The organism is [Clostridium] scindens ATCC 35704 (assembly GCF_004295125.1).
In the GTDB taxonomy this organism is placed as follows: domain Bacteria; phylum Bacillota; class Clostridia; order Lachnospirales; family Lachnospiraceae; genus Clostridium_AP; species Clostridium_AP scindens.
This window is the reverse complement of the sequence record NZ_CP036170.1, coordinates 3003405-3016945: the sequence shown is the minus strand read 5'-3', so window position 1 is coordinate 3016945 and position 13541 is coordinate 3003405. Positions and strand designations below refer to the sequence as shown.

The 13541-nt window shown below is 49.2% G+C and carries 14 protein-coding genes; 12 read left to right on the top strand and 2 right to left on the bottom strand.

Annotation, left to right across the window (positions count from 1 at the left end; translation table 11 throughout):
* Window positions 1–65 precede the first annotated feature (65 nt).
* Window positions 66–869: a DUF3114 domain-containing protein gene (locus HDCHBGLK_RS15550; protein WP_130574623.1), complete on the top strand. Its 804-nt coding sequence runs from the start codon at window positions 66–68 to the stop codon at window positions 867–869.
* Here the strand turns inward: HDCHBGLK_RS15550 and HDCHBGLK_RS15545 are convergent.
* Window positions 824–1414, bottom strand: a complete 591-nt coding sequence (locus HDCHBGLK_RS15545) for a Maf family protein (RefSeq protein WP_004606000.1) — start codon at window positions 1412–1414, stop codon at window positions 824–826. The two genes, HDCHBGLK_RS15550 and HDCHBGLK_RS15545, sit on opposite strands and share 46 nt — an antisense overlap.
* A gap of 166 nt (window positions 1415–1580) precedes the next feature.
* Between HDCHBGLK_RS15545 and HDCHBGLK_RS15540 the strand changes: the two genes are divergently transcribed.
* The 5 genes from HDCHBGLK_RS15540 to HDCHBGLK_RS15520 are packed head-to-tail and all read left to right on the top strand — an operon-like array spanning window position 1581 to window position 5544.
* Entirely contained in the window at window positions 1581–2117 is a 537-nt protein-coding gene (locus HDCHBGLK_RS15540; RefSeq protein WP_004606002.1) for a prolyl-tRNA synthetase associated domain-containing protein, read from the top strand.
* Window positions 2118–2150: 33 nt separating this feature from the next.
* The gene (locus HDCHBGLK_RS15535; RefSeq protein WP_004606003.1) at window positions 2151–3863 is read left to right on the top strand and encodes an ABC-ATPase domain-containing protein; all 1713 of its coding nucleotides are present in this window, start codon (window positions 2151–2153) and stop codon (window positions 3861–3863) included.
* Complete coding sequence (gene rsmD / locus HDCHBGLK_RS15530; RefSeq protein WP_004606004.1) at window positions 3860–4429, top strand: 16S rRNA (guanine(966)-N(2))-methyltransferase RsmD; 570 nt, start codon at window positions 3860–3862, stop codon at window positions 4427–4429. Before HDCHBGLK_RS15535 ends, rsmD begins: the two co-directional genes overlap by 4 nt.
* Window positions 4423–4911: a pantetheine-phosphate adenylyltransferase gene (gene coaD, locus HDCHBGLK_RS15525; protein ID WP_004606005.1), complete on the top strand. Its 489-nt coding sequence runs from the start codon at window positions 4423–4425 to the stop codon at window positions 4909–4911. The genes rsmD and coaD overlap by 7 nt, the downstream gene beginning before the upstream one ends.
* 3 nt (window positions 4912–4914) lie before the next feature.
* Window positions 4915–5544 carry a hypothetical protein gene (locus HDCHBGLK_RS15520; RefSeq protein ID WP_004606006.1) on the top strand — a complete coding sequence of 210 codons (630 nt, stop codon included), beginning with the start codon at window positions 4915–4917 and terminating at the stop codon, window positions 5542–5544.
* On the opposite strand, the gene HDCHBGLK_RS15515 is transcribed toward HDCHBGLK_RS15520, so the two are convergent.
* The gene (locus HDCHBGLK_RS15515) at window positions 5536–6462 is read right to left on the bottom strand and encodes a hypothetical protein (RefSeq protein WP_004606007.1); all 927 of its coding nucleotides are present in this window, start codon (window positions 6460–6462) and stop codon (window positions 5536–5538) included. The two genes, HDCHBGLK_RS15520 and HDCHBGLK_RS15515, sit on opposite strands and share 9 nt — an antisense overlap.
* 121 nt (window positions 6463–6583) lie before the next feature.
* On the opposite strand from HDCHBGLK_RS15515, the gene HDCHBGLK_RS15510 reads away from it, so the two are divergent.
* From HDCHBGLK_RS15510 to HDCHBGLK_RS15485, 6 genes are all read left to right on the top strand, one after another.
* Window positions 6584–8032: an aminoacyl-histidine dipeptidase gene (locus HDCHBGLK_RS15510; protein WP_004606008.1), complete on the top strand. Its 1449-nt coding sequence runs from the start codon at window positions 6584–6586 to the stop codon at window positions 8030–8032.
* Window positions 8033–8112: 80 nt separating this feature from the next.
* Complete coding sequence (locus tag HDCHBGLK_RS15505) at window positions 8113–8826, top strand: M23 family metallopeptidase (RefSeq protein ID WP_050755129.1); 714 nt, start codon at window positions 8113–8115, stop codon at window positions 8824–8826.
* Between the two features lie 69 nt (window positions 8827–8895).
* Window positions 8896–10275: an RsmF rRNA methyltransferase first C-terminal domain-containing protein gene (locus HDCHBGLK_RS15500; RefSeq protein ID WP_039909517.1), complete on the top strand. Its 1380-nt coding sequence runs from the start codon at window positions 8896–8898 to the stop codon at window positions 10273–10275.
* Complete coding sequence (locus HDCHBGLK_RS15495; protein ID WP_173694954.1) at window positions 10275–11000, top strand: pseudouridine synthase; 726 nt, start codon at window positions 10275–10277, stop codon at window positions 10998–11000. The genes HDCHBGLK_RS15500 and HDCHBGLK_RS15495 overlap by 1 nt, the downstream gene beginning before the upstream one ends.
* Complete coding sequence (locus HDCHBGLK_RS15490; protein ID WP_004606012.1) at window positions 10978–11661, top strand: HAD family hydrolase; 684 nt, start codon at window positions 10978–10980, stop codon at window positions 11659–11661. Before HDCHBGLK_RS15495 ends, HDCHBGLK_RS15490 begins: the two co-directional genes overlap by 23 nt.
* Window positions 11661–13541, top strand: coding sequence for a YgiQ family radical SAM protein (locus HDCHBGLK_RS15485; RefSeq protein WP_004606013.1), 1881 nt, complete (start codon window positions 11661–11663; stop codon window positions 13539–13541). Before HDCHBGLK_RS15490 ends, HDCHBGLK_RS15485 begins: the two co-directional genes overlap by 1 nt.

Sequence of the window (13541 nt, the reverse complement as noted above, 5' to 3'; positions counted from 1 at the left end):
TTTTGCTATGGAATATAATAACATAGGAAGAAAAACGCTGCAAGGACAGAACGGGAGGAATGAGTATGTATCTGGATCCTATGGAACTGCTGCGAAAATGCGGCGGATATCTGGATATCCATGGCATGCTGCAGCTGGGGCAGGGATTCGTGTTTGACAAGAATACGCCTCCTCACAGCGAAGCGTTCGGACATTATGCGGAAAGCGTCCGTGCCTATTGCGGCGAACAGGGAATCATGGGGCTTAAGAATGTGACGCAGGCACGGATGCTGCATCAGTTCCGTATGTACATCGACCGCCACAATATCCGCTATATCAGAGGGCGCTTTAAGAAGCCTGGAATGACGGATGAAGAGGCTCTGGAATTATACGTGCATAAGCCGGCAGTTGAAGGAGGGCTGGGAGGGCAAAGACTGCTTCGGGAGCCTGCCCGGCTTCACAATAAATACCCGTCCGATTCCGATTACAAAAGGTATGCGAAAGGCAGGGAAAATAAAAAGCGCCTGGCGCCGGATTTCCATGCGGAATTTATTGTAGATATCCATGGGAATTTTGTGAGCCAGTGGAACGTGCTGGAAGAAGATCAAAAAGGCAGGGTCATCAGCGACATAGCATATTATCGCCGCAAATATCAGAAAACAGGAGAAGCATATGACTGGGAAGGCGCACAGCGTCAGATTATGGATACGGAATCCTTTAATTACGCCAACGCCAATGATGTGATGCATAAAATGCTGGATATCAAGCCGCCGCAAAGGTATGATACAGACCTGCGGCGGCAGATCTCCTCAGGATGGAAGAGCCCTTCCAAAAAAAACTACGATTATGGAAGTGACAAAGGAGATACGTACTCCCGGAGCAGTTCCTGATAGAGCCTGCTGACGGGAAGGCCTACTACATTGTTATAGTCTCCCCGGATGCATTTGACATGAATGGCAAAAGGCCCCTGGATGCCGTAGGCTCCCGCCTTGTCTAAGGAATCCCCTGTCTCTGCATAAGAACGCAGGTCCTCCTTGCTGATCGGATAGAAGGTGACATCAGTGGCTTCAAAGAAGGTACGGGTATGGACCTGGCCTCCTTTGGCCATGATCAAAGAGACGCCGGTATAGACCTGATGGGTCCGATCTGCCAGCATGGCCAGCATATCATAGGCTTCTGACTGAGTGGCGGGCTTTCCGAGAATTTCCCCGTTGTATGCGACGATGGTATCCGCGCCGATCACCACGCAGTCTGCATCCCCATAATGTTCATATACATCACGTGCCTTCTGGGAAGCCAGTTCCATGACGATTTCCGAAGGCGCGTCTTTTGTGATCTTTTCTTCTACTGAGGAAGGGATGACCTGAAAACGGAATCCTGCCTGCTCTAACAATTCTTTTCTTCTGGGGGATGCCGAGGCTAAAATGTATTTCATTGATGATTCTCCTTTTATTTTAATTCCTTTATTTTGATTCCTTTGTGCATATTATAGCAGAATATGATATAATATGCACATTGTATTATGCGAAGGATTTGCAAAGGCGTCAAGGATTCGCTATAATGTTTAAAATAGGACAATAGGATAATGGAGGAAGAAGAAAATGTATATCAGTGAAATCAGGACATCGGCTCCGACAGATGAAAGAATGCCATTGGAAAGAAAGATGTATGACACGCTGGACAAGTTAAAGATACCATACGAGCAGGTGGACAATGATCCGGCGGCTTCCATGGAAGAATGCGCGGCAATCGATAAAGCCATCGGCACTCAGATCCGCAAAAACGTATTTTTATGCAACCAGAAAAAGACGACCTTCTTTCTGCTGGTAATGCCTGCGGACAAGGCGTTTGACACGGCATCTTTCAGCAAGAAGCTGGGGGTATCCCATATGTCTTTCGCGCCGCCGGAAAAGATGATGGAGCATTTAGGGACGACGCCAGGCTCAGCAAGCGTGGCAGGGCTTCTGATGGATGAAGACGACTATGTGCAGGTTATCGTGGATAAAGAAGTGGCTGAGGCAGAATGGTTCGGATGCAACCCGGGTATCAATACCAGTCACTTAAAATTCAAGACGAAGGATCTGTTGAACAAGTTCCTTCCTTCCATCCACCACAGAGCCAGAATCGTGGATTTATAAGATTGGATTTATAGAGTAGGAGAACAGTGGCAGATGAAGACAGCAGAAGATTTAAGACGGTTATTGGAACGAATAGACCACCGGAGTTATCCGGCCTACAAAGATACAAGGGGCGCATACCAGTTTGGCAAATATGTGCTGTCCATAGACCATGTGCAGGGCGATCCTTTCGCTGCGCCATCCAGATTAAGCGTCAAAGTGCCGGGAAAGGCTGCTGCCTTTCCAAAGGAACTGTATGACAAGAAGCATAAGCGGATCGCGCTGCAGGATTATCTGACCCGGAATTTCTGGAGGCAGACGGAGCATTATTCTTATCAGGCCAAAGGTTCCGGGAAAAGCGGCGTCATATCCATCTCCAGATGCGGACAGGAAGTCCTGGAGAGAACTGCCTGCAAGGTTGATGAAAGAAGCGGGGAGGTGACAGTACGATTCGAGGTAGGCTTTCCGGCAAATGGAAGGACCATCAATGCCAGGGAACTGATTAAGATCTTGTATGATTATCTGCCGCCTTGCGTGGACAAGGCTTTGTGCTACCCCAGTCTGGATCCGGAAAAGGCAAGAAGGGTCATGGAATTATCCGTTGACCAGGCTTATATTCGAAGCCATCTTGATGAGATGGGCCTGGTGGCATTTATCGCAAACGGATCGGTACTGCCAAGGGAATCCGGAGTATCCCAGCGTCCGATGAAGGGAGGGATACCTTTCGTATCTCCTTCTTCGATGGAAGTGACCCTGGATCTTCCCAATAGGGGAAGGATTACGGGGATGGGAATCCGAAAAGGGGTAACACTGATCGTAGGCGGAGGATATCACGGGAAATCTACGCTTTTAAAGGCTCTGGAAACAGGCGTATATCCGCATATCGCCGGAGACGGCAGGGAGTATGTAGTTACCGAAGATACTGCGCTTAAAATACGGGCGGAAGATGGAAGAAGCATTAAGCAGACGGATATCTCCATGTTCATAAGCGATCTTCCAAACGGCAAAAATACCGCTTCCTTTGAGACGGAGGATGCCAGCGGAAGTACTTCACAGGCCGCCAATGTAGTGGAGGGCCTGGAAGCGGGAGCCAGGACATTCTTGATCGATGAAGATACCAGCGCCACCAACTTCATGGTGCGGGACGAACTGATGCAGAGAGTCATCCACCGGGATATGGAGCCTATCACCCCTTTTATTGAGCGAGTGAGGGATCTGTATGAAATATTCGGGATATCCACGGTCATTGTGGCTGGAAGTTCCGGGGCATATTTTGAAGTGGCTGACCAGGTAGTGCAGATGGACCGGTACGTGCCAAAAGAGATTACCGCTCTTGCAAAAGACGCGGCCAAAGAGTATCCGAAACTAATGCTGCCGGAAGAGAAGCCGGCGCGGCCTTCCTTTGAGCGCATGGTCAGAAGCAATCCGGGCATCAGGAGCAAAGGAAGAGTCAAGTTAAAGACATTAGGCAGGGACGGCGTGATGCTGAACCATGAAACCATTGATTTGAGATATGTAGAGCAGCTGGTGGATTCAGAGCAGCTGACCAGCCTGGGGAATATCGTAAGATATCTGGAGGAAGAATTGTTTGACGGCAAGAAGACCCTGGGACAGGCCATTGAAGAGATGAATCGGAGGCTTGCAGCGCAGGGGCTTGACGTATTAAGCGAAGGCGGCTGCGTGGCAGGAAATCTGGCGATTCCAAGAAAGCAGGAGATCTACGCCTGCCTGAACCGATACCGGCAGTTAAGGGGGAGTGGAAGATGAGAGTGATCGCAGGCAGCGCAAAAAGAATCCAGTTAAGGACGCTGGACGGGATGGATACCCGGCCGACGACGGACCGGATCAAAGAGACTTTATTTAACATGCTGGCGCCATACCTATATGACTGCATGTTCCTGGACTTGTTCGCGGGAAGCGGCGGCATCGGCATCGAAGCGCTGAGCCGTGGAAGCATGGAGACCGTGTTCGTAGAGAAGAATCCGAAGGCCATGGCCTGCATCAAAGAAAATCTTACGCGTACCCATCTGGAGCATAAGGCCATGACCATGACGATGGACGTCATGACTGCCTTATATAAGCTGGAGGGAGAAAAGCAGTTTGACTATATATTCCTGGATCCGCCTTACGGGAAAGAACTGGAGAAGCGGGTACTTCAGTACCTGGCAGATTCGAGCCTTGTGGCTGCAGAAGGCGTAATCATCGTAGAGGCGCTCAAAGAGACGAAGTTCGACTATGTGGAGGACTTGGGGCTCAATATCATCAAGACAAAAGAGTATAAGACGAATAAGCATGTGTTTATAGAGCCGTCAGGAAGGAAAGAAATATGTTAAAAGGAATCTATCCGGGCAGCTTTGACCCGGTCACTTATGGACATCTGGACGTGATTGAAAGATCTTCAAAATTGGTTGATGAATTAATCGTCGGAGTATTGAATAATAAAGCAAAAAGCCCGTTGTTTTCCGCAGAAGAACGTGTTAGAATGTTAAATGAAGTAACAAAAGACATGCCAAATGTGACGGTAGTTCCATTTGAGGGACTGCTGGTGGACTTTGCCCGTAAGATGGATGCGGGATTGGTTATACGTGGATTGAGGGCAATTACAGACTTCGAATACGAACTGCAGATGGCTCAGACGAATCATAAGATGGAACCTGATGTTGAGACTGTATTTTTAACCACAAGCCTGGATTATTCGTATTTGAGTTCTACCACAGTAAAAGAAGTGGCGGCTTTTGGAGGGGATATTTCTCAGTTTGTACCAGGAATCGTTGCAGACTTGATAGAAGAGAAGATGAATAAAAGGAGAGTGTAAATTATGAGCAGCCGTATTGAGCAGATTATTGAAGAGATTGAGGAGTATATTGACAGTTGCAAGTTCCAGCCGCTGTCTACGTCGAAGATTATCGTGAACAAGGATCAGATGGATGAATTGCTCCGGGAACTTCGCATGAAGACGCCGGATGAGATAAAGAGGTATCAGAAGATCATCGCCAACAAGGATGCGATCCTTGCGGATGCCCAGGCCAAGGCTGACAGTATGATCGAGGAAGCGCAGATCCATACCAATGAGTTGGTAAGCGAGCACGAGATCATGCAGCAGGCGTATGCCCAGGCCAATGAGATCGTGACGGCAGCCACAGAGCAGGCGCAGCAGATCCTCGACAACGCAACGAATGATGCCAACGATATCCGTATTGGCGCGATGCAGTATACGGATGATCTTCTGTCAAACGCAGAGAGCATTATCGGACATACGCTTGACAGTTATACTACCAAATATGATGGTCTTGTGAATTCCTTGCAGGAGTGTTATGACATGGTTCGCAACAACCGTTCGGAACTGGAGATTCCGGAACAGTCCCAGAGAGGTCTTGAGGCAGAATACGGAAGTTATGAGCCTGAACCGGAATACGACCTGGATGATGAAGACAGCGAATTAGAATAATCGTATATATGTATAGGCAAGCAAGCTGGTTACCAGAGTGGTAATCAGCTTTTCTATTAGGTAGGGCGTGATAGGAAGCCTGGTTCCCTGCACCATGGACCGGGTCTGGGCAACGCTGCACCATCCTCCGAAGGAAGTAAGTGCCAGGGACAGGACGAAGCAGGCATCCGCAGGCAGGGACGAGGCGCAGATCAGAGGGATTCCATTGGTCATTTCCAGGGATGGAAGGAACAGGAGAGAGAACAGGAAATGATTAAGAGGCAGATTCTGGAATAAAGCGATCAGAATGGAAAAGAGCATAATATATCCCCCTACCTTCGTGATGGCCTCAAATCCGTTCATGATGCAGGAATCCATCAGGCTTCCGGCGGCTGCTCTTGGAAGCGGCGAGCATTTAGAGGAACGGGATCTCGCACCTGGCCGGTAGTAGATTCGAAAGAGGAAGCTGCATAGGATCGGAGAGAGAATCAGAATCAGCAATGCAGGCATGGTGCGGGAAGTATCCTTTAGATTCTGCCATACGACGTAGCTGATGATGAACATAGGACTGATGTTGTTGGTAAACGACAGCAGATATTGCCCTTCCTGCCAGGTGATGTACTGCTTTCTGACCAGGTCGGCAGTCACTTTTCCACCCATGGGATAACCGCACAGGAAGCCCGCGATGATGGCAAAAGAGCCATATCTGGTCACGCCGAAGAGCCTGCACAAGAATGGCCCGAAGACTTTTGAGATGGCATCAATGGCCGGGGTACCGATCAGCAGGTTTGAGACGATCATAAAGGGAAGCAAAGTTGGCAGGATTACATTGAACCATAAAAGCAGCCCGGAACTTGCGCCTTTGAACACCGGCTGCGGGAATAGGAGCATAAGGACGAAGAGCGCGATGACGCAAAGGGAGGTAAAGTATCGTTTCATGCGGTTTTAAATCCAGTCATATTTCTTTAGTTTTATTCTATGGAAACGGTTGATTTTTTATGTGGGCTGTTTCATAATAGAACATAGATATAGGTTAATTTAAGAAAAGAGGATAACTAAGATGGCAGTATTAGAGAAGGTAGAACCTGAAAAAGTATTTCGATTTTTTGAAGAATTATCCAGGATTCCCCATGGCACTTTCGATACACGGCGAATCAGCGACTATTGCGTAGCATTTGCGAAGGAAAGAGGCCTGGAGGTGATTCAGGACAAAGTGGGAAATGTCATAATCAAGAAGCCGGGGACGCCGGGATACGAGGACTCAAAGCCAGTAATCCTCCAGGGGCATCTGGACATGGTTTGTGAGAAAAAGCCTGGATCTGCCCACGATTTTACAAAAGACGCCCTTGAATTATATGTGGAAGACGGCTTTGTAAAGGCCAAAGACACTACGCTTGGCGGAGATGACTGTATAGCGGTGGCGATGGTTATGGCAGTACTTGACAGCAGCGATATTGCGCATCCTCCGATCGAGGCCCTGTTCACCATCGACGAGGAAGTGGGAATGACAGGGGCAAAAGCGGTGGACTGGACATTGCTTAAGGGACGGATGCTGATTAATATCGATTCTGAAGAAGAGGGGATCCTTACGACGGGATGCGCAGGCGGGATCCAATATGAGACAAGGATTCCTATCCACAGGGAGAAGAAGTCCGGCAGCCTGATCACCATCAAGATTCATGGCCTTAAGGGCGGCCATTCAGGCGCGGAGATCCACAAACAGCGTGGAAACGCCCACAAGATGATGGGACGACTTTTATACCGTATTACCAAGGAGATGCCTGCAGATCTGGTGGAGATTAATGGCGGCACCAAGGACAATGTGATTGCCATGGAATCTATGGCGGAGATCCTTGTTCCAGAATTCCAGGCGGAGAAGGCGATAGGCATGATTCGCGAGATGACCGGGATATGGAATGAGGAATTCTTAAATGACGAGCCGGATCTGGCGGTGGACATGAAGGTATCTCATGATTCTACGGTGGACGTGTGCGATCAGTATTCTACGGATCGGATCGTGGCATACCTGGAGATCTGCCCCGATGGCCTGCAGGGATTCAACCGCAGCCTGAAAGGAGTGGTAGAGTCCTCCCTGAATATCGGTATTGTGGAGACGGCATCCGATTATATCAGAACCGTTCATTTAATCAGAAGTTCCGTGGAAAGCAGGAAGACCCAGCTCTTCGAGCAGGTGGAGCAGTGCGTGAAGGCGCTGGGAGGTACGGGAACGATCACCTCGGAGTATCCCGCATGGCAGTTTAATCCGGATTCAAGGCTTCGAAGGATCATGGAAGATACATATGAAGATCAGTATGGCGCTAAGCCGGATATATCAACCATGCATGCAGGGCTGGAATGCGGACTGTTCGTAGGACAGCAGCCGGATCTGGACTGTGTTTCCGTGGGACCAAATATACCGGATGTCCATTCTTTCCGGGAAAGACTGGATATTGAGTCTACTGTGCGTACCTGGGAATATTTGAAAAAGATTCTTGAAAATTGCAGATAGTCCGGCAGTAAGAGCCGGATCCCTACAGGCATAGGGATCCGGCTCTTTTGCATATAGTGATAAAAAAAGGAATTGACCCTATGAATCAGAAAACACCGGGAAGAATTCTGCTGGCCATATTGCTGCTGGCCTTATTTACAGTGCTTGGAACCGACTATTTGAAAGAACTTAGCCATTACAATACCCTCCAGAAAAAGACGATAGAGGACGAAGAATATCGGAGAGAATTCTTTTGTGACGCTATGAGAAAGAACAAAGGACTCATGTCTGAAGCGTGCAGAAAGATGCTCTCCAATGTGGAAAACGAAGTGACTTATTTCCCAATTCCTGAATCCACTGTGGATAAGTCGCTGAAAGTCTCCTATGTAGACAGTTGGATGGGAGAACGGAAATATAAAGGAACCAGCGGGCATGAAGGGACGGATATTATGGCATTGAAAAACGAAAGAGGCGTCTATCCCGTGCTCAGCATGACGGACGGAACAATTACAAATCTAGGCTGGCTTGAGAAAGGCGGGTACCGGATCGGTGTGACTACAGATAGTGGTACTTATTATTACTACGCACATCTGGATTCCTATGCAAACATCCAGAAAGGGAATCGGGTGAAGGCCGGGGAACTGCTGGGCTATATGGGGGACACTGGATACGGAGAAGAAGGGACGAAAGGTAAATTTGATGTGCATCTCCATGTGGGAATCTATTCTTATGAAGAGGGTAGGGAAATCAGCGTAAATCCTTACTATGTGCTGCTGTATCTGGAAAATAAGAAATTAAAGTATGCATATTCCTAGAGTTATACCATGGAATGTGTTATACTTAACTACATATGTAAAAAAATACTTACTGACGGAGGATGGATAATGAATCTGCCCAGTGCATTCGAGGAAAAGATGAGAGGACTCTTGCAAGAAGAGTTTGACGAATATATAGACTGTTACGAGGAGCCAAGATACTATGGCCTGCGGGTTAATACCGCCAAGATAACGGTAGAAGAATTTGAGCGGATCTGCCCTTTTGAGATAACGCCGATTCCGTGGATTGAGAATGGATTCTATTATGATGGCGAGAATGTGGCGCCGGCGAAGCATCCATATTATTTTGCGGGCCTTTACTATCTGCAGGAACCAAGCGCTATGACGCCGGCCAGCCGTCTTCCGGTGGAGCCGGGAGACAAGGTGCTGGACGTGTGCGCCGCGCCGGGAGGCAAGGCGACGGAACTGGGAGCAAGGCTAAAGGGGCAGGGAATGCTGGTTGCCAATGATATCAGCAGTTCCAGGGCTAAGGGACTTCTTAAGAACATGGAGGTCTTCGGGATTGGCAATATGCTGGTGCTAAGCGAAGAGCCGGGAAGGCTTGAACAGTATTTCCCGGAGTATTTTGACAAGATACTGATCGACGCCCCCTGCTCGGGAGAGGGAATGTTCCGCAAGGACAAGAAGATGGTGAAGGCCTGGGAAGAGCATGGGCCGGAGTTCTTCAGCAACATCCAGAAGAACATCATCCTCCAGGCAGCGCGGATGCTAAAGCCCGGGGGCATGATGTTGTACTCTACCTGCACCTTTGATGGCAGGGAGAATGAGCGGATCATAGAGCACCTTAAGGAATCCTGTCCCGAATTCCAGATTTTGAAGATCAGCCCTTATTCCGGCTTCTGCCAGGGAATGCCACAGTGCTCGGAGAACAATGATCCGGAACTTGCGAAGACGGTGCGGATCTTTCCGCACAGAATGAAGGGGGAGGGACATTACCTGGCGCTTCTGAGAAAAGGCGAGGCGCAGAAGAAAGCGCCGGAAGAATTAAGAAAGAAGAACACCCGGAAGATGCCGGAAGAGTTGGAGCAATTCTTTCGCGACGTATCCTGGAATCTGGAAACGCAAAGGCTGGATATCCGGGGAGAACGGGTTTACTATATGCCGGAAGGACTTCCGGATGTGCGGGGAATCCGTTTCCTGCGAACCGGCCTTCTTCTGGGCGAATTGAAAAAGAACCGGTTTGAGCCAAGCCAGGCACTGGCTATGTGCCTGAAAAAGAGCGAGTATGCTCATTGCATTGATCTTCCGGCAGAAGACGAACGGGTACGAAGGTATCTGAAGGGCGAGACGCTGGAACTTGCTGACATGACGCTGCCCATCAGCAAGGGATGGTGCCTGGTGTGCGTGGACGGATATCCCTTAGGCTGGGGCAAGCTTGCCGGAGGAGCATTGAAGAATAAGTATCTGCCGGGATGGAGGCTATGCTGATGATACGGCTGGATAAGTATCTGGCGGATATGGGAATCGGAACCCGCCAGGAAGTAAAAAGATACATCCGTCAGGGACGGGTGAGCATTGACGGCATTCCTGCCAAGTCGCCGGAGACGAAAATAGAGGAAAAGGCGCGCAAGATAACCTTTGACGGCAGAGAAGTGGATTATGCGGACTATGAGTATTATATGCTAAATAAGCCGTCCGGCGTCGTGTCTGCCACGGAAGACGCAAGATGTACTACGGTCGTCGATCTGATCCGGGATAAGAAGCGAAAGGATCTCTTCCCGGTTGGCCGGCTCGACAAGGACACGGAGGGACTGCTTCTTATCACGAATGACGGACAGCTCTCCCACCGGCTGCTGTCGCCCAAGAAGCATGTGGACAAGACCTATTATGCCAAAGTGGCCGGGAAGGTTACGAAGGAGGACGCGAAAGCCTTTCGGGAGGGCGTCAATATAGGAACCGAAGAGAAAGAAGAATGGACCAGGCCGGGCGTGCTGGACATTCTAAAGAGCGAGGAAGTATCAGAGATCCGCCTTACCATCCAGGAAGGGAAGTATCATCAGGTGAAGCGTATGTTCCAGGCCGTCGGAAAGGAAGTCCTTTACTTGAAGCGGGAATCGATGGGCTGCCTGAAACTGGATGAGACGCTTAAGCCGGGGGAATACCGGCCGCTTACAAAGAAGGAGTTAGAAAATGTTGCAGACGAAAATGCTTGAAGATGTGGAAGCGATTATATTTGATATGGATGGAACTCTGATTGATTCGATGTGGATCTGGCCTTCCATTGACGACGACTATCTGGCAAAGTATCATTTGACGAAGACCGACAGTTTCCATGAAGATATGGAAGGCATGAGTTATACGGAAGTTGCCCAGTTTTTCCTGGATACGTTTCCGGACCTTGACCTTACCCTTGAGGAAGTGATGGATGAATGGATGGATATGGCGTATGATAAATATATGACACAGGTAGAGTTAAAGGAAGGGGTTCATGATTTTATCCTGGAGATGAGAAGGCAGGGAAAGAAAATTGGAATTGCCACAAGCAATGCAAGGAAACTGGTGGATGACACGCTACGGGCTCTGGAGGTAGAAGGACTGTTTGATTCGGTAAGAAGCGCCTGCGAAGTGGCTGCGGGAAAACCTTCTCCGGATGTGTACCTTCTGGTGGCAAAAGAGATGGGCGTGCATCCGGAAAACTGCCTGGTGTTCGAGGACGTCCCCATGGGCATCCTGGCCGGGAAGAATGCCGGCATGAGAGTATGCGCGGTGGATGACGACTTTTCCAGGCCCCAGGAGGATAAGAAAAAGAAACTGGCGGATTACTACATACAGGATTATTATGACATCAAGAAAGAGACTTACGAGGTATTGTGATGGGAACAGGATTTTTGCCGATTTGCAGGAAGGATATGGAAGAATTGGGATGGGACAGGCCTGATTTCGTCTATGTGTCAGGGGACGCATATGTGGATCATCCTTCCTTTGGCCATGCCATCATTACCCGTTTATTGCAGGCGCATGGGTATAAGGTATGCATCATCGCGCAGCCGGATTGGAAGGACAAGCAAAGCGTTACGGAATTCGGAGAGCCAAGGTATGCATTCCTGGTGTCTGCCGGCAATATGGATTCTATGGTAAACCATTATTCCGTGTCAAAGAAGCGCAGGCGTACGGATGCATTTACCCCGGGAGGCGTGATAGGGAAACGACCGGATTACGCTACGGTGGTTTACAGCAACCTGATCCGCCAGGTCTATAAGAAGACGCCGATCATTCTGGGCGGGATCGAGGCAAGCCTAAGGCGGCTTGCGCATTACGACTACTGGTCTGACAGGCTGAAGCGCTCCGTTCTTCTGGATTCTGGTGCGGATCTGATCTCCTATGGGATGGGGGAACGTTCTATCGTTGAGATTGCCGAGGCGCTGGAGAGCGGAATCGATATCAAGGATATTACCTTCATTCCAGGAACCGTATATCGGACCAAAAGCCTGGAGAGCGTCTACGACGCTATATCCCTTCCAGAATATGAAGAGATGAAGAGAGAAAAACTTGCGTACGCGCGCAGTTTTTATACCCAGTACAAGAATACGGATCCATTTACCGGAAAGAGGATGATAGAGCCGTATAATGAGCATCTGTACGTGGTACAGAATCCGCCGTCCATGCCGCTTGACGAGTCGGAGATGGATCAGGTTTACGGGTATCCGTATAGGAGGACGTACCATCCTTCCTATGAGAAACTGGGAGGCGTGCCAGCCATCGCGGAAGTGAAGTTCAGCCTGATCAGCAACCGGGGATGCTTTGGGGGCTGCAACTTCTGCGCCCTTACCTTCCACCAGGGAAGGATCCTGCAGACAAGAAGCCATGAATCCCTGCTTGATGAGGCCAGGAAGCTTACGGAGGATAAGGATTTCAAAGGATATATCCATGACGTAGGAGGGCCAACGGCGGATTTCAGGCAGCCTTCCTGCGAGAAGCAACTGACTTGCGGCGTGTGCAAGGAAAAGCAGTGCCTGTTTCCGAAGCCTTGCAAGAACCTGAAGGCAGACCATAAGGATTATGTCCGGCTGCTGAGAGAATTAAGGGCGCTTCCAAAGGTGAAGAAAGTGTTCATTCGTTCGGGTATCCGGTTCGACTATGTCATGGCGGATAAAGACGACACTTTTTTACGGGAATTGTGCAAATATCATGTCAGCGGGCAGCTGAAGGTGGCTCCCGAACATGTCTCGGACGCAGTTCTTAAGAAGATGGGAAAGCCGGAGAATGGCGTATATCAGTCATTTGTAAAAAAGTATATGAAGATCAACCAGGAGATTTCCAAGGATCAGTATCTGGTTCCCTATCTGATGTCTTCCCATCCGGGCTCCACCATGAAGGATGCCATCAAGCTGGCGGAATATCTCCGGGATCTGGGATATATGCCGGAGCAGGTGCAGGATTTTTATCCTACTCCGTCAACCGTATCTACCTGCATGTATTACACAGGCGTCGATCCCAGGGATATGTCGCCCGTATACGTGCCGAAGAATCCGCATGAGAAGGCCATGCAGCGCGCGCTGATCCAATACCGGGATCCCAAAAACTATGATCTGGTAATGGAGGCCTTGCGAAAGGAAGGCAGGATGGATCTTGTGGGATTTGAAAAGCATTGTCTGATAAGACCCAGAAAAATAGGAAAGAAGCAAGGAACGGATTCTTATGCAAATGCAAAGAAGAAGACGATCCGTAATGTGCATAGAAGAAAGAAAAAGTAA

Bases quoted from the DNA above. Each gene is read 5' to 3' on its own strand.
- HDCHBGLK_RS15550 (WP_130574623.1), top strand. From the start codon at position 66: ATGTATCTGGATCCTATGGAACTGCTGCGAAAATGCGGCGGATATCTG.
- HDCHBGLK_RS15545 (WP_004606000.1), bottom strand. From the start codon at position 1,414: ATGAAATACATTTTAGCCTCGGCATCCCCCAGAAGAAAAGAATTGTTA.
- HDCHBGLK_RS15540 (WP_004606002.1), top strand. From the start codon at position 1,581: ATGTATATCAGTGAAATCAGGACATCGGCTCCGACAGATGAAAGAATG.
- HDCHBGLK_RS15535 (WP_004606003.1), top strand. From the start codon at position 2,151: ATGAAGACAGCAGAAGATTTAAGACGGTTATTGGAACGAATAGACCAC.
- rsmD (WP_004606004.1), top strand. From the start codon at position 3,860: ATGAGAGTGATCGCAGGCAGCGCAAAAAGAATCCAGTTAAGGACGCTG.
- coaD (WP_004606005.1), top strand. From the start codon at position 4,423: ATGTTAAAAGGAATCTATCCGGGCAGCTTTGACCCGGTCACTTATGGA.
- HDCHBGLK_RS15520 (WP_004606006.1), top strand. From the start codon at position 4,915: ATGAGCAGCCGTATTGAGCAGATTATTGAAGAGATTGAGGAGTATATT.
- HDCHBGLK_RS15515 (WP_004606007.1), bottom strand. From the start codon at position 6,462: ATGAAACGATACTTTACCTCCCTTTGCGTCATCGCGCTCTTCGTCCTT.
- HDCHBGLK_RS15510 (WP_004606008.1), top strand. From the start codon at position 6,584: ATGGCAGTATTAGAGAAGGTAGAACCTGAAAAAGTATTTCGATTTTTT.
- HDCHBGLK_RS15505 (WP_050755129.1), top strand. From the start codon at position 8,113: ATGAATCAGAAAACACCGGGAAGAATTCTGCTGGCCATATTGCTGCTG.
- HDCHBGLK_RS15500 (WP_039909517.1), top strand. From the start codon at position 8,896: ATGAATCTGCCCAGTGCATTCGAGGAAAAGATGAGAGGACTCTTGCAA.
- HDCHBGLK_RS15495 (WP_173694954.1), top strand. From the start codon at position 10,275: ATGATACGGCTGGATAAGTATCTGGCGGATATGGGAATCGGAACCCGC.
- HDCHBGLK_RS15490 (WP_004606012.1), top strand. From the start codon at position 10,978: ATGTTGCAGACGAAAATGCTTGAAGATGTGGAAGCGATTATATTTGAT.
- HDCHBGLK_RS15485 (WP_004606013.1), top strand. From the start codon at position 11,661: ATGGGAACAGGATTTTTGCCGATTTGCAGGAAGGATATGGAAGAATTG.